This window comes from Stenotrophomonas sp. 112478_Sma (genome assembly GCF_056479905.1).
Map to the genome: position 1 here is coordinate 4,161,938 of NZ_CM151072.1, position 18,110 is coordinate 4,180,047.

At 67.7% G+C, this 18,110-nt stretch carries 19 protein-coding genes; 6 read left to right on the plus strand and 13 right to left on the minus strand.

Translation table 11 applies throughout. The features are described 5' to 3' along the window. Positions 1-9: 9 nt before the first annotated feature. From ACZK08_RS18945 to ACZK08_RS18980, 8 genes are all read right to left on the minus strand, one after another. On the minus strand, positions 10-267 hold the full coding sequence (locus ACZK08_RS18945) for a phosphopantetheine-binding protein (RefSeq protein WP_053518072.1): 258 nt from the start codon (positions 265-267) through the stop codon (positions 10-12). Further along, entirely contained in the window at positions 254-1,051 is a 798-nt protein-coding gene (locus ACZK08_RS18950) for a lysophospholipid acyltransferase family protein (protein WP_065181617.1), read from the minus strand. The genes ACZK08_RS18945 and ACZK08_RS18950 overlap by 14 nt, the downstream gene beginning before the upstream one ends. Further along, positions 1,044-1,787: a beta-ketoacyl synthase chain length factor gene (locus ACZK08_RS18955; protein ID WP_065181422.1), complete on the minus strand. Its 744-nt coding sequence runs from the start codon at positions 1,785-1,787 to the stop codon at positions 1,044-1,046. Before ACZK08_RS18955 ends, ACZK08_RS18950 begins: the two co-directional genes overlap by 8 nt. Before the next feature lie 213 nt (positions 1,788-2,000). Continuing rightward, the gene (gene cydB / locus ACZK08_RS18960) at positions 2,001-3,014 is read right to left on the minus strand and encodes a cytochrome d ubiquinol oxidase subunit II (RefSeq protein WP_065174269.1); all 1,014 of its coding nucleotides are present in this window, start codon (positions 3,012-3,014) and stop codon (positions 2,001-2,003) included. A 1-nt stretch (position 3,015) separates the two neighbouring features. After that, on the minus strand, positions 3,016-4,413 hold the full coding sequence (locus tag ACZK08_RS18965; RefSeq protein ID WP_053518068.1) for a cytochrome ubiquinol oxidase subunit I: 1,398 nt from the start codon (positions 4,411-4,413) through the stop codon (positions 3,016-3,018). Between the two features lie 216 nt (positions 4,414-4,629). Then, positions 4,630-4,845 carry a hypothetical protein gene (locus ACZK08_RS18970; protein WP_053519921.1) on the minus strand — a complete coding sequence of 72 codons (216 nt, stop codon included), beginning with the start codon at positions 4,843-4,845 and terminating at the stop codon, positions 4,630-4,632. Next, positions 4,842-5,483, minus strand: a complete 642-nt coding sequence (locus ACZK08_RS18975) for an RNA polymerase sigma factor (protein WP_053519922.1) — start codon at positions 5,481-5,483, stop codon at positions 4,842-4,844. Before ACZK08_RS18975 ends, ACZK08_RS18970 begins: the two co-directional genes overlap by 4 nt. Before the next feature lie 37 nt (positions 5,484-5,520). Next, a complete protein-coding gene (locus ACZK08_RS18980; protein ID WP_053519923.1) occupies positions 5,521-5,850 on the minus strand; it encodes a hypothetical protein in 330 nt (109 codons plus the stop codon). Positions 5,851-6,017: 167 nt separating this feature from the next. On the opposite strand from ACZK08_RS18980, the gene ACZK08_RS18985 reads away from it, so the two are divergent. The 4 genes from ACZK08_RS18985 to hemF are packed head-to-tail and all read left to right on the plus strand — an operon-like array spanning position 6,018 to position 10,334. Continuing rightward, a complete protein-coding gene (locus ACZK08_RS18985; protein WP_065181421.1) occupies positions 6,018-8,384 on the plus strand; it encodes a S9 family peptidase in 2,367 nt (788 codons plus the stop codon). Continuing rightward, positions 8,381-8,800, plus strand: coding sequence for an NUDIX hydrolase (locus tag ACZK08_RS18990; protein WP_065181420.1), 420 nt, complete (start codon positions 8,381-8,383; stop codon positions 8,798-8,800). The genes ACZK08_RS18985 and ACZK08_RS18990 overlap by 4 nt, the downstream gene beginning before the upstream one ends. Positions 8,801-8,827: 27 nt before the next feature. Further along, on the plus strand, positions 8,828-9,388 hold the full coding sequence (locus ACZK08_RS18995; RefSeq protein ID WP_065181419.1) for a hypothetical protein: 561 nt from the start codon (positions 8,828-8,830) through the stop codon (positions 9,386-9,388). Positions 9,389-9,437: 49 nt separating this feature from the next. After that, entirely contained in the window at positions 9,438-10,334 is an 897-nt protein-coding gene (gene hemF, locus ACZK08_RS19000; RefSeq protein ID WP_053519927.1) for an oxygen-dependent coproporphyrinogen oxidase, read from the plus strand. Positions 10,335-10,382: 48 nt separating this feature from the next. Here the strand turns inward: hemF and ACZK08_RS19005 are convergent, their stop codons facing one another. Both ACZK08_RS19005 and polA read right to left on the minus strand, forming a co-directional pair. Then, positions 10,383-10,871: a DUF421 domain-containing protein gene (locus ACZK08_RS19005; RefSeq protein WP_065174264.1), complete on the minus strand. Its 489-nt coding sequence runs from the start codon at positions 10,869-10,871 to the stop codon at positions 10,383-10,385. Between the two features lie 326 nt (positions 10,872-11,197). Further along, positions 11,198-13,972 carry a DNA polymerase I gene (gene polA / locus ACZK08_RS19010; RefSeq protein WP_478452359.1) on the minus strand — a complete coding sequence of 925 codons (2,775 nt, stop codon included), beginning with the start codon at positions 13,970-13,972 and terminating at the stop codon, positions 11,198-11,200. A 99-nt stretch (positions 13,973-14,071) separates the two neighbouring features. Between polA and ACZK08_RS19015 the strand changes: the two genes are divergently transcribed. Next, positions 14,072-14,356, plus strand: coding sequence for a DUF2782 domain-containing protein (locus ACZK08_RS19015; protein WP_053519930.1), 285 nt, complete (start codon positions 14,072-14,074; stop codon positions 14,354-14,356). Positions 14,357-14,446: 90 nt separating this feature from the next. On the opposite strand, the gene ACZK08_RS19020 is transcribed toward ACZK08_RS19015, so the two are convergent. Then, positions 14,447-14,893 (minus strand): universal stress protein, encoded by a 447-nt coding sequence (locus ACZK08_RS19020; RefSeq protein WP_065181417.1) that lies wholly within the window; start codon positions 14,891-14,893, stop codon positions 14,447-14,449. Between the two features lie 148 nt (positions 14,894-15,041). On the opposite strand from ACZK08_RS19020, the gene ACZK08_RS19025 reads away from it, so the two are divergent. Then, a complete protein-coding gene (locus ACZK08_RS19025; RefSeq protein ID WP_196768728.1) occupies positions 15,042-15,188 on the plus strand; it encodes a hypothetical protein in 147 nt (48 codons plus the stop codon). A 46-nt stretch (positions 15,189-15,234) separates the two neighbouring features. Here the strand turns inward: ACZK08_RS19025 and ACZK08_RS19030 are convergent, their stop codons facing one another. Together ACZK08_RS19030 and uvrD are read right to left on the minus strand one after the other, a co-directional pair. Continuing rightward, positions 15,235-15,789: a hypothetical protein gene (locus ACZK08_RS19030; protein ID WP_049433087.1), complete on the minus strand. Its 555-nt coding sequence runs from the start codon at positions 15,787-15,789 to the stop codon at positions 15,235-15,237. Between the two features lie 125 nt (positions 15,790-15,914). Beyond that, positions 15,915-18,107, minus strand: coding sequence for a DNA helicase II (uvrD, locus tag ACZK08_RS19035; protein WP_053519932.1), 2,193 nt, complete (start codon positions 18,105-18,107; stop codon positions 15,915-15,917). Between the last annotated feature and the right edge of the window lie 3 nt (positions 18,108-18,110).

The window sequence follows — 18,110 nt, forward strand, 5'->3', positions numbered from 1 at the left end:
CTGGCGCCGTTACGACTGGCGGGCGGCGACGAACTCGCCGAGCGCGCGCACGCTGGAGAAATGGCGCCGGGTCTCTTCCGAGTCGGACGACAGGCTCACACCGTACTTCTTCTGCAGCGCCAGGCCCAGTTCCAGAGCGTCGATCGAATCCAGGCCCAGGCCCTCGACGAACAGCGGCGCGGTCGGATCGATGTCCTCCGGCGTGATGTCCTCCAGTGAAAGCGAGGAAATGATCAATTCCTTGATCTCGTGCTCAAGTGCTTGCACGGGTCGAATCTCCAGACAGGTCGAAATAACGAGAAAGGTGCTCGGTGACGCGGCGTGCTGCCAAGGCATCCCCCCTTGGCGCGTCGTCTTCGGCCAGGAATGGCGCGATCGGGATATCTTCGCCGATCTGCAGCCGAACGTGAAAGCGACGTGAGGGCACACGATACCATTTCTGCCCTTTGCTCAGGGTTGGCGGGGTACAGGTGATCCGCACCGGCGTGATGTCCAGCCGGCCGCGGACGGCGATATTGGCGGCCCCACGCTGAAGCCTCGGCGACTGGCCGGGCACGCTGCGGGTCCCTTCCGGGAAGATGACGAGGCTGCCGCCGGCCCGTACCGCGGCCACGCAGTCATCGACCAGGCCGGCCCCGTCGTCATTGGAAATGTAGCCGGCGGCCCGGACCGGGCCCCGCATGAACGGGTTGCGGGCCACCGCCCGTTTGACCACGCAGTCGGCATTGGGCAGCAGCGAGACCAGGCAGACCACGTCGATCAGGGTGGGGTGGTTGGCCAGGACCAGCAGGCCGTCGCGCTGCAGGCGCTCGCGCCCTTCGATCTCATAGGTCATCACCCCGAGCCCGCGCATCAGCCGCAGGTGGCTGGCGAACGCCACCTGCACCACGCGGCGGGCGCGACGGCGGCGGGCCACCGGATCACGCATCAGCAGCAGGATCGGCATCACCACGGCACCCAGCAGCAGGCCGCCGATGCCGAACGCAGCAAAACTCAGGCCGGTGCCCACCACCCGCCAGGCAAGATCGAGGCGGCGCAGCGCCTCAGCCACGGCGGCTCCAGCGCCAGCGCTGGCCATTGGCAACGTGTTCCAGCGCCGGCGCGCCCGCGAGCAGGAAGCGGTGCAGGTCCAACGCGTGCGGCAACAGGCCGGGCGCGGCGGTAACCGGGGCCGGCGCGCCATCCCACTGCAGCGACAGCGTCGGCAGCGCCTGTGTCGGCGCCACCACACGCCAGCACCAAGCGAAGAACGGGTCGGGTTCGTCGGCGAACGTCGCGTAAACTTCGGGCAACGGCGACTCGTAGACCACCACCCGCACTTCGCGGGCGCCATCGGCCAGCAGACCGGCGGCCTCCAGGCAGGCGGCCTCCACCGTCGCCTGGCCGGCAGCCAGCGCCAGATAGTTGCCGCGATGGCCACGAGCGATCGAGTACAGCGCAGCGATCGCGTTATGGACCGACAGGCCGAATCCGGTGGGCGACAGGGGCTGCTCGTTCACCAGCGCCCCGAGCAGGTCCATCGAGCGCGCCACATCACCATGGCGGCTGGCGAACACCAGCGGTATCTGGCTGTCGGCCCCTTGGCCATCCTCGCACCAGCAGGCTGCCTGGATCGCCATCCGCCCCAGCCGCTCGATGCGGCGGCGCTGCATCGCGGGCACCTCGGACAGCGCCGGCGTGCCCTCGCCCTGTGGCAGGAAGGGTGCGTCAGCCCAGCTCAGCCACTGGCTGCGCTCGCTCAGGCCAGGTGCCCAGGCAGCCCAGTCGACGATGGAGAATTCGATCATCTAGCGATGGTGCTTCATCAGGAGAACGATGGCACGAGCCATTATGGCGACGCGCGGCGGCCCCCCGTCCCTGCAGCCGTGCGTCCGTCCAGGACGTCGCCGGCTGCCCCCTGGCGGCCGGAAAGGAGCGCACGCTAGCACGTCCTGCGCAGGGTGTGCAGGTTTCACATTGCACAACGCGGGGCCGGCACCTGTGGCCCCGCACGCCATTGCTCAGTGGTAACCGGCTCCGGCCTGCACTTTGCCGCGGAATACCCGGTACGACCACGCCGTATAGCCGAGGATGACCGGCAGCAGAATGACCAGCCCGACCAGGGTGAAGCCGAGCGAGGACGCCGGTGCGGCTGCCTGCCACAACGTCATCGAGGGCGGCAGCAGGTACGGCCACATGCCCAGCACCAGGCCCAGGAAGCCGAGAATGAACAGCGCCAGGCTGAGCAGGAACGGCGGCAGGTCGCGGCGTGGATGCGTGGCGCTGCGCCACAACGCAGCGGCCACCGCCAGGGTCAGCAACGGCACCGGTGACAGCCACCAGAAGTTGCCGTCACTGAACCAGCGCGCCATCAACCGCGAGTCCAGGAACGGCAGCCAGCTGCTGACCAGGCCCATCGCTGCGATCACCGCCACCACCAGCGGCCGTGTCAGCTGCCGCGCCAGCGCCTGCACGCGCCCTTCCGTCTTCAGGATCAGCCAGGTGCTGCCCAGCAATGCGTAACCGGCGACCAGCGCCGCGCCGGTGAGCATCGCAAACGGGCTGAACCAGGCAAACGCACCGCCGTGGTAGACCCCGTCCACCAGGGGCAGCCCCTGCACCAGCGCGCCCAGGATCACGCCCTGGGCGAACGTGGCCAGCAGCGAGCCGAGCGCGAACGCCACGCTCCACAGCCTCCGCGAGCGATGCGCCTTGAAGCGGAATTCGAAGGCCACGCCGCGGAACACCAGTGCCACCACCAGCAGCAGCACCGGCAGATACAGCGCCGACAACAGCACTGCATAGGCCTTGGGGAACGCCGCCAGCAGGCCGGCGCCGCCCAGCACCAGCCACGTCTCGTTGCCGTCCCAGATGGGCGCAGCCGTGTTCATCATCAGGTCGAGCTGCTCCTCGTCCTCGGCGAACGGCGCAAGGATGCCGATGCCCAGCACGAACCCGTCCAGCACCACGTACATCAGTACGCCGAAGCCGATCACCGCGAACCACGCCACCGGCAGCCAGGTCACCAGGTCCATGTCAGCGCTCCTCCAGCGGTTCGTCGGCGGCGGACAGCGGCCGTGCCGGGGTGTGGCTGCCGTGGTCCAGCGAGGGCCCCTGGTCGTGGGGCTGCGGTCCATGGCGCAGGATCTTCACCAGGTACCAGATGCCCCAGCCGAAGACGAAGGCGTAGCCGACGACGTAGACCCCCAGCGACAGCGCGGTCATCCATGCGCTCTGCGGGCCGACCGCATCTGCAGTACGCAGCACGCCGTAGACCACCCACGGCTGCCGCCCCATCTCGGTGACGAACCAGCCGGAGAGCAGCGCGATGAAGCCGCTCGGCAACATCCAGTTCCAGCCGCGCAGCAGCCACGGCGAATCCAGCAGCTTCCTCCGCCACAGCTGGAACGCCGACACCCATGCCAGCAGCAGCATCAGTGTGCCCAGTCCAACCATGATGCGGAAGGCGAAGAACACCGGCGTCACCGGTGGCCGTTCACTGGCCGGTACCGAAGTCAGCGGATCGAAGGTGCCGTCCAGCGAATGGGTCAGGATCACGCTGCCCAGCTTCGGAATGGCGACTTCGAAGTCGTTGCGCTCTTCCTTTTCGTTGGGCAGCGCGAATACCACCAGCGGCACGCCCTCGCCTTCGCCGGATTCATGCCAGTGCGCTTCCACCGCCGCGATCTTCATCGGCTGGTGCTTGAGGGTGTTCAGGCCATGCATGTCGCCGACGAAGATCTGCACCGGCACGGTCAGCGCCGCAAACGCCACGGCCGCGATCAGCATGCGCCGGCCCGCCTCCACGTGCGTTCCCCTGCGCAGGTACCACGCACCCACGCCGCCGATCACGAAGCAGGTGGTGATGAACGAGCCCAGCGCCATGTGCGCCAGCCGGTACGGGAACGACGGGTTGAACACCACCTGCCACCAGTCCACCGGATGCACGATGCCATTGACCATCTCGTAGCCGGCCGGGGTGTGCAGCCAGCTGTTGGACGACAGGATCCAGAACGTGGAGAACAGCGTGCCCAGCGCCACCATGCAGGTGGACAGGAAATGCAGGCGCGGCGAAACCCGGCCCCAGCCGAACATCATCACGCCCAGGAAGCTGGCTTCCAGGAAGAACGCGGTCAGCACCTCGTAGGTCAGCAGCGGGCCGATGACGGTACCGGCCACCTCGCTCAGGCGCGGCCAGTGGGTGCCGAACTGGAAGGCCATGACGATGCCGCTGACCACGCCCATGCCGAACGATACGGCGAAGATCTTCTGCCAGAAGAAGTACAGCTCCCGCCAGACCGGGAGACGGGTACGCAGCCAGCGCCATTCGACGAAGGCCAGCCAGCTGGCCGTGCCAATGGTGAAGGCCGGGAACAGCACATGGAAACTGATGACGAATCCGAACTGGATCCGGGACAACAACAACGCGTCCAAGGGACGCCTCCTGCCTGCGACCGGTGGGATACCGGACCACTTTAGGAATATTTCGTTACGCCGGGATGCGACCGGGTGACGCGCTGCTTCACTCTGTCGCAGGGGAAGCCGCCGGGCATGGCCGCGCCCCATGACCTGCCGGCGCCGATCCGCCGGGCATGGCCCGGCGCTACCCATTGATCCCCAGGTAGCGCCGGGCCATGCCCGGCGAGAGCCTCAAGGCCAGAAGTACCAGGCACCGGCCGCCAGCAGCGCGCCCACCAGCAGCACCTGCACCACCACATAGCCCACGCCACTGTCGCGCGACTCACTGGCAATACGCGTCTGCAACGCCTCGCTCACGTCCGGGGTCTGTTCCTGCCGTGCCTGTTCACGCAACGCCTGCGCCAGCGCGCGCTCGTCGGCATCGCGGGGATCGGTCGGTGGGTTCACAGCAGTTCTCCGGCGGTGGCATGCCGCGTCAGTTCCTGCTTCAGGAGCAGACGCGCGCGGTGCAGGTGGCTCTTGATGGTACCGCGCGCAAGACCGGTCACCTGCTCGATCTCTGCCAGGTCGAAATCCTCCAGGTAGTGCAGGCCGACGATCAGGCGCTGCGGCGGGCTCAACCGCTCCAGCGCCGCACCCAGCTGGCGGCCGGCCTGCAGCGCTTGGCTGAGTTCGGCCGGGCCCGGTCCCTCGTCACCGATGCCCAGATCCTCCGGTACCTCCACCGCCACCATCCACTGCGCTTCCAGGCGCCGGCGACGCAGGTGCTGCAATGCGGTGGTGTAGGCCACCCGTGAGATCCAGGTCCGCAGCGAGGATTCGAAGCGGAACCGGTGCAGTTGCCGGAACACCGCCAGGAAGGTCTCCTGCAGCAGGTCAGCGACCTGATCGCGGTCACCCACCATGCGCCCGATCACATGCGCGCACGTGCGCTGATGGGCCTGCACCAGCTGCGCGAACGCCGGTTGCGAGCCATCGATGATGGCCCGCACCAGCGCCGCATCATCTTCGATGACCGCGGCCGCCGCGGCGTCCTGCCGGCGGCGGCCGCGCAGGGCGGACAGGGCTTCGCCCAGCAGGCTCATGCGCACCGCTCCCCCGGGGCGTGTGGCATGCCGGCGCTCAGCTCTTGCGCACGGCGGGGCGGGTGAAGTGCCAGGCCAGCAGCTGGCCCAGGCCGGCACTGCCCACCAGGGCGGCGGCGGCGCCAAAGGTGAGGTCGCGGGCGCCCAGGACTTCCAGCAGGCCCATGGCCAGGGCCAGGCACACCAGGCTGATGCCCCAGCGCAGCGCGCCCTGGCGGCGGCGCTCTTCCTCCAGCACGGCCAGGGAGCGGATCACCTCCTCGGGCACGTGCGGTGCGACCAGCTTGCTGCGCGCGCGCGCATCGGCGATGGCGTGGATGGCGTAGGCGATGCAGATGAAGAGGGTGATCGGGATGAGTTCCTGCATGGTCGTGCTCCTGTGCGGTGAATGATGCGGGTTCAGGAGAATGGATGCGCGATGGGGGGCACCGGTTGCACCGCTTTGCCGATCCCGCTGCCATGACCTGTGGCCCCCTCCTGCGGCGCGAACGGCTGCTACCCTTGCCCGGTTTCCTTTTCTGGTGCCGTCCGCCCATGTCCCGAGTGCTGCCCCTGTCCCTCCTGCTGTCGGCCGTGCTGGCCGCACCGGCCGCCCATGCCGCGCCGACGCCGATCACCATCGAACAGGCCATGGCGGATCCGGACTGGATCGGTCCGCCGGTCGAGAAGGCCTGGTGGTCGTGGAACAGCCAGCAGGTCGAGTACCAGCTCAAGCGCAACGGCAGCCCGGTGCGCGACACCTTCCGCCAGCCCGTGGCCGGTGGTGTTGCGGCCCAGGTGGCTGACGACCAGCGCGGCACCCTGGACGTGGCCGATCCGGTCTACGACCGCACCCGCACCCGCAGCGCCTTCGTCCGCAACGGCGACGTGTTCGTGCGCGACCTGCGCAGCGGCGCGCTCACCCAGCTCACGCGCAGCAACGAGCGCGCCAGCGGGGTGAACTTCGCTGCCGACAACGGCGTGATCTGGCGGGTGGGCCAGAACTGGTTCCACTGGACCGCTGCCGGCGGCGTGCAGCAGGTTGCCAGCCTGAAGGCCGACAAGGACCCCAACAGCGCGCCCAAGGACGACCTGCTGCGCGACCAGCAGCTGCGTACCCTGGAAACCCTGCGTCGCGACCGCGAGCAGCGCGAGGCATTGAAGGACCAGGACCAGCGCTGGCGCCAGGCCGACCCGACCCGCGCGCCGGGCCCGGTATACCTGGGCGCCGACGTGGAGATCGCCGACAGCGTGCTGTCGCCGGACCTGGGCCACCTGATCGTGGTGACCACGCCGAAGGACTTCGACGAGGGCCGCACCAGCAAGATGCCGCTGTACGTGACCGAATCCGGTTACGAGGAAACCGAGGACACCCGCACCCGCGTCGGTCGCAATGGCAACGAGCCGCACACCCTGTGGTACGTGGACGTGCGCAGCGGCAAGGCGCAGAAGCTGTCGCTGTCCGGCCTGCCGGGCATCGCCACCGACCCGCTGGCCGACCTGCGCCGCAAGGCCGGCAAGGAGGCGCTGAAGGGCGAACGCAGCGTGCAGGTGATGAGCGACTTCATGGGCGGCGGCATGCGCTGGAGCGCCGATGGCCAGCAGGCGGCGGTGATGCTGCGCGCCAACGACAACAAGGACCGCTGGATCGTCAGCATCGGCAGCGACGGCCGCGTGCAGAACCGCCACCGGCTGACCGACAACGCGTGGATCAACTGGGGCTTCAACGATTTCGGCTGGATGGCCGATGGCCGCACGCTGTGGCTGCTGTCCGAGGAATCGGGCTTCTCGCACCTGTACACCCAGGCCGGCACTGCCCGGCCGCAGGCGCTGACCAGCGGCAAGTGGGAGACCTCCGCACCCGTGCTATCGGCCGACGGCAAGGGCTTCTACTTCCTGTGCAACCAGCAGGCCCCGCACGATTACGAAGTCTGCGCGGTCGACACCGGCAGCCGTCAGGTCCGCGAGCTGACCAGCCTCAACGGCGTGGAAGACTTCTCGCTGTCGCCGGATGGCCAGCAGCTGCTGGTGCGCTACTCCGGTGCCTACCTGCCACCGCAGCTGGCGGTGCTGCCCAGCGCGGGCGGCCAGGCCCGCGTGCTGACCGATACCCGCAGCGCCGACTTCAAGGCGCGCCAGTGGATCCAGCCGAAGCTGGTGGCGGTGCCGTCCAGGCATGGCGCCGGCGTGGTCTGGGCCAAGTACTACGAACCCGAGCACAAGGAACCGGGCAGGAAGTACCCGATCGTGATGTTCGTCCACGGTGCCGGCTACCTGCAGAACGTGCACCAGCGCTACCCGGCCTACTTCCGCGAGCAGATGTTCCACAACCTGCTGGTGCAGAAGGGCTACATCGTGCTGGACATGGACTACCGCGGCAGCGAGGGCTACGGCCGCGACTGGCGCACGGCCGTCTACCGCAACATGGGCCACCCGGAACTGGAAGACTACAAGGACGGCCTGGACTGGCTGGTGGACACCCAGCAGGGCGACCGTGACCACGCCGGCATCTACGGTGGCTCCTACGGCGGCTTCATGACCTTCATGGCGCTGTTCCGCGCACCGGGCACCTTCAAGGCCGGTGCCGCGCTGCGCCCGGTGGTGGACTGGCACAACTACAACCACGCCTATACCAGCAACATCCTCAACACGCCGGACATCGATCCAGAGGCGTACCGTGTGTCCTCGCCGATCGAGTACGCGCAGAACCTGCAGGACAACCTGCTGATCGCGCACGGCATGATGGATGACAACGTGTTCTTCCAGGACTCGGTGAACCTGACCCAGCGCCTGATCGAGCTGCACAAGGACAACTGGTCGATCGCCCCGTACCCTCTGGAGCGCCACGGCTACGTCCGCGCCGACTCCTGGCTGGACCAGTACAAGCGCATCCTCAAGCTGTTCGAGCAGAACCTGAAGTGAGCAGTGCCGCGGCCACGATCCACATCGTGGCCGCGGTCATCGTCGACGACCACGGCCGGGCGCTGGTGGTACGCAAGCACGGCGCCGACCGCTTCATCCAGCCCGGAGGCAAGCCCGAACCGGGCGAAACGCCACTGCAGACGCTCGCCCGCGAACTGGACGAGGAGCTGGGTGTGCGCCTGCTCGCCGGCCCGACCGTGGCGCTGGGCCATTTCCAGGACTGGGCGGTGAACGAGCCTGGTCATCGCGTACAGGCCGAGGCCTGGTGGGTGCAGGTACAGGGCACGCCGCAGGCACGCGCGGAAATCGCCGAGCTGGCGTGGGTGCCGCTGCGCCCGCCCCATGGCCTGCTCTTGGCACCCTTGAGCGAACACCATATCCTGCCGGCCGTTGCCACCCGGGTGGCGACCCGCTGAAGACGCCACTGCAGCCAAGGACATCGGATGTCGCTTCAACCGCCCCGGCACCGCCCTGCCATGCCGCTCAACCCGGAGGATTTCGTGCGGCCGCTCGGCCTGGCGTCGCTGCTGATCTGCGCAGCGTTCGTGGTGGCCATGGCGATTCAGGCGCTGGTGGTCTGGCAGCTGTCCGACGGCCCGTTCTGGCGGTGGATGCTGCTGTCGGCCACTGAACAGCAGTTCCCGCCAAGCCTGCTGTGGATACTGCGCAAACCGGTGGACGCTACCCTGTGGCTGATGCTGTCAGCGATCCCCGCCGTGCTTTCCAGCTGGGGATTCGCCCGGCGACGTCGCTGGGGCCTGTGGAGCTACGTGGCATTGCTGTGGCTCTCGGCCCTGGCAAACTTCGCCGTCGCCGGGTGGCTGGACAGCGTCCTCGCCGACGTCATCGGGCGTATCGTCGATCCAGGCACACTGCGCGAAGCGCGAACCCAGCACATCCTCATGTCGCTGACCTTGTTCGGCGGCGCCTTCGCCCTGCTCGTCGCGCAGGGCTGGCTGGCCTGGCGCCTGCTGCGGCCGGATATCCGCTCCTGCTTCCACTGACCTGCCCTCACCCGCGGCGTGCGGCAGGCCCTGCGGTAAAGTACGCGTCATGAACGAATTCGAGCGCGTGCGCGCCTACCTGACCGACCTGCAGGACCGCATCTGTGCGGCGATCGAAGCGGCCGACGGCCAGGCCCGCTTCCAGGAAGACCTGTGGCAGCGCGCTGAAGGCGGGGGTGGCCGTACCCGCGTGCTGCGCGACGGCGCGGTGTTCGAACAGGCCGGAATCGGCTTCTCGGATGTCTCCGGCAGCCGCTTGCCGCCGTCGGCCTCGGCCAACCGCCCGGAGCTGGCCGGCGCCTCCTGGCGCGCCACCGGCGTATCGCTGGTGTTCCACCCGCTCAACCCCTATGTGCCCACCACCCATGCCAACGTGCGCTTCTTCCAGGCGCAGCGCGACGGCGAAGTGGTGGCCAGCTGGTTCGGGGGTGGTTTCGATCTGACCCCCTTCTATCCCTTCGACGAGGACGTGCGCCATTGGCATCAGGTCGCCCACGACCTGTGCGCGCCGTTCGGTGAAGAGCGCTACAGCGCGCACAAGCGCTGGTGCGACGAGTACTTCTTCCTGCGCCACCGCAACGAAACGCGCGGCATCGGCGGCCTGTTCTTCGACGATCTGCACGGCGATTTCGAACGCGACTTCGATTACCTGCGGGCGGTCGGCGACGGCTTCCTCGATGCCTATCTGCCGATCGTGCAGCAGCGCAAGGACATCGCCCATGGCGAGCGCGAGCGCGAATTCCAGCTGTACCGGCGGGGCCGCTATGTGGAATTCAACCTGGTCTACGACCGCGGCACGCTGTTCGGCCTGCAGAGCGGCGGCCGCAGCGAAAGCATCCTGATGAGCCTGCCGCCGCGGGTGCGCTGGGAATACGGCTTCACCCCCGAGGCGGGCAGTCCGGAAGCCCGGCTGGCCGATTACCTGGTCCCGCGCGACTGGCTCTAAGGCATCTCGCGGGGCGGCGTGGCCGTCCCCGCATACCCACCGCCGGCCCTACGCGTCCGTGTCCGTGTGCCGGGCGATGATCGTGATGTGGCCGGTGGTTTCCAGCAGCGCCACCTGCACATCATCGATGCGCAGGCAGCCCTGCTGGCGCATGGCGGCATCGAAATCGGCCCGGCTGATCAGTTCGCGGCGCAGAACATCCCGCAACAGGGTGCCGTCACGGGCGATCACCACCGGTTCCCCCTCGATCAGGCGCTCCAGGCGGCGGTTGCGGGTGGTCACCCAGCCCACGCCGTAGTTGAGCAGGATCAGGGTCGCGGCGAGCAGCAGGCCACCGCCCAGGGACGTGTCCTGGCCCAGCAGCGCGTTCTGCACCGCGTTGCCCAGCAGCACGATCAGCAGCACGTCGAACGGGGTGATCTGCCCCAGCGCGCGCTTGCCGCTGAGGCGCACCAGGCCCAGCACGACGGTGTAGACCACCACCGCGCGCAGGATGAACTCCCACCACGGCATCGCCAGTGCGAACAGATCGTGCATTGCGGGCTCCCCTGCTGGGCGGTGGCCCAGCCTAGCAGCCGGCAGCCTGCCGGCGGCGCAAATAAAAAGCCCCGCTGACCAGGGGGAGGTCAACGGGGCCGGGGAACGGGCACTTGGGGAGGAGTCCCCGTTCCGAGATCTGCTCCAGGGGATGGGAGAGATCCACAACAGGCATTGCGCCTGTCGAGAGCTATAGAACCACTCCGAACACTAACGGTTCGTGAAGGGAGCCAATTTAATGAACCGCAATGGGGCGAGTATTCATGGCCGAGTCAGAAACTGTGGCCAGATGAACAAATTCACGTCGTTTCAGGCCCGAAAGCGACTCAGTGTGCCTCGTCCCAGTTGTTACCTACGCCGGTGTCGACCACCAGAGGAACGCGCAACTGTGCCGATTGCGACATGCGCTGCACCACATTTTCCCGCAGCTCCTCGACAAACGCAGTCTCGGTTTCGAACACCAGTTCATCGTGCACCTGCAGGATCATCCGCGCCGGGGCCCCGCTGTCGCGCAGCCAGCGGTCAACATCCACCATCGCGCGCTTGATGATGTCGGCAGCGGTGCCCTGCATCGGCGCGTTGATCGCCGCGCGTTCAGCACCGGCACGCAGGCCCTGGTTGCGTGCATGGATATCGTTCAGATACAGGCGGCGGCCGAACAGCGTCTCCACATAGCCCTGGTCACGGGCCTGCTGGCGCATCCGCTCCATGAAGTCACGCACGCCTGGGTAACGGCTGAAGTACAACGCCACATAATCCTGCGCCTGGCCCCGGTCGATGCCCAGGTTGCGGGCCAGGCCGAAGGCGCTCATGCCGTACATCAGGCCGAAATTGATCGCCTTGGCCGCGCGGCGCTCGTTCGGCGTCACCTCGTCCAGGGTGCGGCCGAACACTTCTGCGGCGGTGGCGCGGTGCACGTCGACGCCCTGCTCGAAGGCGCGCACCAGGCCCGGGTCTTCGGACAGGTGGGCCATGATCCGCAGTTCGATCTGTGAATAGTCGGCGGCCAGCAGCTGGCAGCCTTCCGGTGCGACGAAGGCGCGGCGGATGCGGCGGCCATCTTCGGTGCGGATCGGGATGTTCTGCAGGTTCGGGTCCGAGGAGGACAGGCGGCCGGTGGCAGCGCCGGACTGGTGGTAGCTGGTGTGCACCCTGCCGGTATCCGGGTTGACCATCTCCGGCAGCTTGTCGGTATAGGTGCTGCGCAGCTTGGCCAGGCCACGGTAATCGAGGATCACCCGCGGCAGCTCATGCTGGTCGGCGATCGCCTCCAGCGCCTCTTCATTGGTGCTGGGCTGGCCCTTCGGGGTCTTCACCACCGCCGGCAGCTTCAGCTCGTCGAACAGCACGGCCTGCAGCTGCTTCGGCGAATCCAGGTTGAAACTGCGCCCGGCCAGCTCGGTGGCCTTCTGCTGCGCGGCCAGCATGCGCGAAGACAGGTCCTGGCTCTGCCGGCGCAGCTCGTCGGCATCGATGCGTACACCGTTGGCCTCGATGCTGGCCAGTACCGGCACCAGTGGCATCTCGATGTCGCGGTACACGCTGTCCAGGGCCGGTTCGGCCAGCAGCTGCGGTTGCAGCGCGCGGTGCAGGCGCAGGGTGATGTCGGCGTCCTCGGCGGCATAGCGGCTGGCCTCGTCGATGCCCACCTGCGAGAACGGAATCTGCTTGGCGCCCTTGCCGGCCACGTCCTCGAACTTGATGGTGGTGTAGCCCAGGTAACGCAGGGCCAGCGAATCCATGTCGTGGCGGGTGGCGGTGGAATTGAGCACGAAGCTCTCAAGCATGGTGTCGTCGTGGTAACCCTGCACCTCGACACCGTGGCGCCGCAGCACATGCAGGTCGTACTTGCCGTGCTGGCCCAGCTTCTTCCTTGCCGGGTCCTGCAGTACCGGGCGCAACGCGTCCAGCACCTGCTGCAGCGGCAGCTGCGCCGGTGCGCCGGGGTAGTCATGACCCACCGGGATGTAGGCCGCCCTGCCCGGCTCGACCGCCAGGCTGACACCGACCAGGCGCGCGCGCATCGCATCCAGCGCGTCGGTTTCGGTATCGAAGCTGATCAGGTCGGCCTGCTGCAGCCGCTCCACCCAGGCCTGCAGCTGTTCGCTGGTAAGCACGGTCTCGTATTCACCTGGCGCGGCCAGTGCCGGATCCAGCGTGCCCTCGGCCGGTGCCTCCGCACTGCCACGGGCGAAGCCGGCCGCCGTGCCACGCAGGCTCGGTGCCGCCTCGCTGGCCACGGCCGGTGCCGGCAGCGGCGCCCCCAGTTCCTTCAGGGCCTGGGTGAACCCGTAGCGCGTGTACAGCTCGGTCAGCGCCGGCACGTCCTGTTCGCGCAGCGCCAGCGTGGTCGGGGTGGCCTCCAGCGCGACGTCGGTGCGGATCGTCACCAGTTCGCGGTTCAGCGGCAGGCGCTCCAGCGCCGCACGCAGGTTCTCGCCGATCTTGCCCTTCATGGACGGCGCGGCGGCCATCACGCCCTCCAGGTGCTGGTACTCCGCCAGCCACTTGGCGGCGGTCTTCGGCCCGCACTTCTCCACGCCCGGCACGTTGTCGACGCTGTCGCCCATCAGCGCCAGCAGGTCGACGATCTGGTCGGCGCGCACACCGAACTTCTCCATCACCGCCGCGTCCGAATCCATGCGGCTGCCGGTCATGGTGTTGACCAGTTCGATGCCCGGCCGCACCAGCTGGGCGAAGTCCTTGTCGCCGGTGGAGATCGTCACCTTCAGGTCCTGCGCCTGGCCCTGCAGGGCCAGCGTGCCGATCACATCGTCGGCTTCCACGCCCGGAACGCGCAGGATGCTGATGCCCAGCGCTTCGACGATGCGGCACATCGGCTCGACCTGGCTGCGCAGCTCGTCGGGCATCGGGGGACGGTTGGCCTTGTACTGGTCGTACAGGTCATCACGGAAGGTCTTGCCGGGCGCATCGACGACGAACGCGACGTAGGCCGGCCGCTCCTTCAGCGTCGAGCGCAGCATGTTGACCACGCCGAACAGCGCGCCGGTGGGCTCGCCCTGTGCATTGGACAGGGGCGGCAGCGCGTGGAACGCGCGGTACAGGTAACTGGACCCGTCGATCAGGACTAATCTGCTCATGCAGCGATTCTACGCGCCTGTCCCTGCACAGCGGCGACACGGCGCATGCCCGACGATGGGGCATAATCGAATCTCTTTCCAGGCAAAGGACCACCGCCCATGAAGACTCTGATGCTGGCCTCCCTGCTCCTGCTTGCCGGCTGCGCCAGCATGGGTGGCGCCGGGGCGCCCCCGGTCGACGTCAAGGGCGCCGAGGTCTCCAGCCGCACCATGAGCAACGGCGACACCATCGAGGAGTACCGCGTGGCCGGGCAGCTGCGCATGGTCAAGGTGACGCCGTCGCGGGGTGCCCCGTTCTACATGTACGACAAGAACGGCGATGGCCGCATGGACACCGACAAGGACGGCGTCTCGCCGGTGTACTGGAAGCTCTACAGCTGGTGATCCGACCCCAGCGAGCCCGGCTGCACAAAAGATGACGCCGGCGCGCATCCTGCGGCCGGCGTCGGTGTCCCCTCCCCGGGAACACGTGCCTCAGCGGATGACCAGCACCGGAAGCGTGCTGCGTGCCAGCACTTCGGCGGTCTGGCTGCCCAGCAGTACGCGGGTCACGCCACGACGGCCATGCGAGGTCATCACGATCAGGTCGCTGTTGCGCTCGGCAGCGGTCTCGATGATGCCGTCGGCCGCGTAGCGGTCCAGTACGTGCACCGGGTTGGCGGTAATGCCCTGTTCGGCGGCCTTGGCCAGCGCCGGCTGCAGCACCTTCTGCGCGCCTTCCTCGCGGTCGGCCTTGTACTCGGGGCTGTTCATGTATCCCACGCTCCAGCCCATGGCGTCGTACATGCCGACAGCCCACGGCTCGGAAACGGTGAGGATGTCGACCTCTGCATTGAGGTCCTTCGCCAGCTCCAGGCCCTTGGCCAGGCCCTTGTCGGCCAGCTCGGACCCGTCGGTGGCGATCAGGATGCGCGTGTACATGGTAGGGCTCCGTGGCAATCCGCCGGATGGGAACGCCACCATTGCACACCCGATGTGCACGTGGCGCTTTGAGCAGGATCAATTGCGTCCGCCGACGGCAGACGGCAAGCTGCACCTGCCACCCCGGCGCGTCGACGGAAGACACCCCATGCAGGATCGCAAGCCCGCTCGCTGGACCGCCCCCAGAATCATCCTGTGGAGCCTCATTGCAGCCTTCGTGCTGTTCTACGGCGGCTATCACCTGGGCAAGGATCTGGCCCTGCGTGACAACGCCCGCCAGGCAGCGGGCCGGTAACACGCTGCTGCAGCGCCGGCCCATGCCGGCGCCACATGGCCTGCCCTCAGGCGATCTGCACCACGCGTGCGTTCTGGCACAGCGGGTAGCTGGCCACGAACCCGGCGATCGCATCACGCATCGCCTCGAACGACTGGCCGTACATGTACAGCGCGGTCTCGGTCGGGCCCTGCCACCAGCTGCAGATCTCACCCAGGCCATCGATGCGTTCGGACAGCTGTTCGAACACATGGTTGGAATCGCATTGTTCGTAGACCTCGTCCGGCAGGTTCTGGCCATCCAGATAGATGCCCAGGCCTTCGGTGACGCCGAAACCGCGGTCGCCGTCCCCGGCGCCCTGCACCTTCGATCCCTTCGGCGCGCCCAGCTGCTCCAGCAGATCGATCAACTTCGGCACACCTGCCGCGTCATGAAGCGCCACCTCGATGTCGCCGTACTCGACCTCGCCGTCATCGGAGAGGGCGGTCCCGCCGCCGGTGATTTCGCCCACTTCGGCGGCCTGCAGCAGCGCGTCGAGCGGATCCTCGAACAGCTCGTGGCGATGCTCAGGCTGCAGCCTGGCGTTCAAGGTCACGGTGACATGCAGCGTGGGCTCGGTCATGGGGGCATTCCTGGAAGAGATGCCGCCTATTGTAGAGCCGAGCCCATGCTCGGCTGCTTTTCCCACCAGAAGCAGCCGAGCATGGGCTCGGCTCTACAGGTATCCCAGCGACCCCTCGACGGGAATCAGATCACCGTCAGGTTGGCGTAGGCCATCACCAGCCACTTGCTGCCGGCGTCGGCGAACTCGACCTGCACGCGGGCGTGGGCGCCGTTGCCTTCGTAATCGGTCACCATGCCTTCGCCGAACTTGGGATGGCTGACCAGCGCGCCGAGCTTGATCGGCGGCAGCTCGATGGCGGCATGCCCCATCACCCGGCTGCTGCCCAGCGACGCGGGACGCGAGACCTGCACCTTCGGCCGCACTTCATGCAGCAGACCGCGTGGAATCTCACGCAGGAATCGCGAAGGCAGGCTGTAGTTGTCCTGGCCATGGATGCGGCGTGATTCGGCGTAGCACAGCACCAGCTTCTGCCGCGCCCGGGTGATGCCCACATACGCCAGGCGCCGCTCTTCCTCCAGCCGGCCGCTTTCTTCCAGCGAACGCGCGCTCGGGAACAGGCCATCCTCCATGCCGGCCAGGAACACCAGCGGGAATTCCAGGCCCTTCGCCGAATGCAGGGTCATCAGCTGCACGCCATCCTCGCCGGCCTGCGCCTGGCCCTCGCCGGCCTCCAGCGCAGCGTAGGCCAGGAACGCCACCAGCTCGTCCATGTCCTCGCCCACTTCCTCGATGTCATCGGCCCGCCGCACGAAGCGCGAGGCGACCGAGACCAGTTCGTCGAGGTTGTCGGTGCGCGATTCGGAGTCGAGCGAATTGCGGCTTTCCTTGCTCCAGTGCTCACGCAGCTGCGAGCGCGAGAGCACGTGGTCCACGCGCTCGGCCAGGGTCATGTCCCGGGTCTGCGCCTGCAGTTCGTTGACCAGCACCAGGAAGCCTGCCAGTGCGTTGCGCGCACGCGCGGCCAGCGCATTGCCCTGGGTGACCAGCATGGTGGCTTCCCACAGCGAAATGCCCTGCGCTCGTGCTTCGCGCCGCACTTCGTCGAGGGTGCGTTCACCGATGCCGCGGGTCGGCGTGTTCACCGCGCGCTCGAAGGCGGCATCGTCGTTGCGGTTGGAGAGCAGGCGCAGGTAGGCCAGCGCGTCCTTGATCTCGGCGCGTTCGAAGAAGCGCATGCCGCCGTACACGCGGTACGGCACCTGCTCGCTCAGCAGGGCTTCTTCCAGCGCACGCGACTGCGCATTGCTGCGGTAGAGCACGGCCACTTCGGTGTAGCTGCCACCATCGCGCACCCACTGGCGGGCACGTTCGACGATGTAGCGGGCCTCGTCCATCTCGTTGTACGCCGCGTACAGGTCGATCGGCTCGCCGTCACCGCTGTCGGTCCACAGCTGCTTGCCGATGCGATCGGGGTTGTGCGCGATCACCGCGTTGGCAGCACCGAGGATGTTGGCCGTGGAGCGGTAGTTCTGTTCCAGGCGGATGGTCTGCGCGCCCGGGAAATCACGCAGGAAGCCCTGCACGTTCTCCACCTTGGCACCGCGCCAGCCGTAGATGGCCTGGTCGTCGTCGCCGACCACGAACACATGACCGGACTCCCCGGCCAGCACGCGCACGAAGGCGTACTGGATGGCATTGGTGTCCTGGAACTCGTCCACCAGGATCTCGCGGAAGCGGGCGCGGTAGTGCGCCAGCAGGCCGGGATTGTCACGCAGCAGCTCATGCGCGCGCAGCAGCAGTTCGGCGAAGTCGACCAGGCCGGCACGGTCGCAGCGCGCCTGGTACTCGATGTAGGCCTGGCGCATGGTTTCCAGCCACGCATCGTGCGGCTCGGGCTGGATGTGCTGCGGGCGGCGGCCTTCATCCTTCTGTTCGTTGATCCACCACGCGATCTGCTTGGGCGGATGCTTGCCGTCGTCGATCTCCAGTGCCTGCACCACGCGCTTGACCAGCCGCAGCTGGTCGTCCGAATCCATCACCTGGAAACCTTCGGGCAGCTTCGCGTCCTGCCAGTGCAGGCGCAGCAGGCGGTTGGCTAGGCCGTGGAAGGTACCGATCCACATGCCACGGCTGCCATGCGGCAGCTGTGCGTCGATGCGGTGGCGCATCTCGCCGGCGGCCTTGTTGGTGAAGGTCACCGCGAAGATGCCATGGGTCGGCACGCCTTCGACTTCATGCAGCCAAGCGATGCGGTGGGTAAGTACGCGGGTCTTGCCGGAACCGGCACCGGCCAGCACCAGGTGGTGGCCGGGGGGAGCGGAGACGGCTTCGCGCTGGGCCGGGTTCAGGCCATCAAGCAGGTGGGAGACATCCATGCC

Bases quoted from the DNA above. Each gene is read 5' to 3' on its own strand.
- ACZK08_RS19015 (WP_053519930.1), top strand. From the start codon at position 14,072: ATGAAGACTCTGATGCTGGCCTCCCTGCTCCTGCTTGCCGGCTGCGCC.
- cydB (WP_065174269.1), bottom strand. From the start codon at position 3,014: ATGGACCTGGTGACCTGGCTGCCGGTGGCGTGGTTCGCGGTGATCGGC.
- ACZK08_RS18955 (WP_065181422.1), bottom strand. From the start codon at position 1,787: ATGATCGAATTCTCCATCGTCGACTGGGCTGCCTGGGCACCTGGCCTG.
- ACZK08_RS18975 (WP_053519922.1), bottom strand. From the start codon at position 5,483: ATGAGCCTGCTGGGCGAAGCCCTGTCCGCCCTGCGCGGCCGCCGCCGG.
- hemF (WP_053519927.1), top strand. From the start codon at position 9,438: ATGAACGAATTCGAGCGCGTGCGCGCCTACCTGACCGACCTGCAGGAC.
- ACZK08_RS19030 (WP_049433087.1), bottom strand. From the start codon at position 15,789: ATGACCGAGCCCACGCTGCATGTCACCGTGACCTTGAACGCCAGGCTG.
- ACZK08_RS18995 (WP_065181419.1), top strand. From the start codon at position 8,828: ATGTCGCTTCAACCGCCCCGGCACCGCCCTGCCATGCCGCTCAACCCG.
- ACZK08_RS19005 (WP_065174264.1), bottom strand. From the start codon at position 10,871: ATGCACGATCTGTTCGCACTGGCGATGCCGTGGTGGGAGTTCATCCTG.
- polA (WP_478452359.1), bottom strand. From the start codon at position 13,972: ATGAGCAGATTAGTCCTGATCGACGGGTCCAGTTACCTGTACCGCGCG.
- ACZK08_RS19025 (WP_196768728.1), top strand. From the start codon at position 15,042: ATGCAGGATCGCAAGCCCGCTCGCTGGACCGCCCCCAGAATCATCCTG.
- ACZK08_RS18985 (WP_065181421.1), top strand. From the start codon at position 6,018: ATGTCCCGAGTGCTGCCCCTGTCCCTCCTGCTGTCGGCCGTGCTGGCC.
- ACZK08_RS19020 (WP_065181417.1), bottom strand. From the start codon at position 14,893: ATGTACACGCGCATCCTGATCGCCACCGACGGGTCCGAGCTGGCCGAC.
- ACZK08_RS18980 (WP_053519923.1), bottom strand. From the start codon at position 5,850: ATGCAGGAACTCATCCCGATCACCCTCTTCATCTGCATCGCCTACGCC.
- uvrD (WP_053519932.1), bottom strand. From the start codon at position 18,107: ATGGATGTCTCCCACCTGCTTGATGGCCTGAACCCGGCCCAGCGCGAA.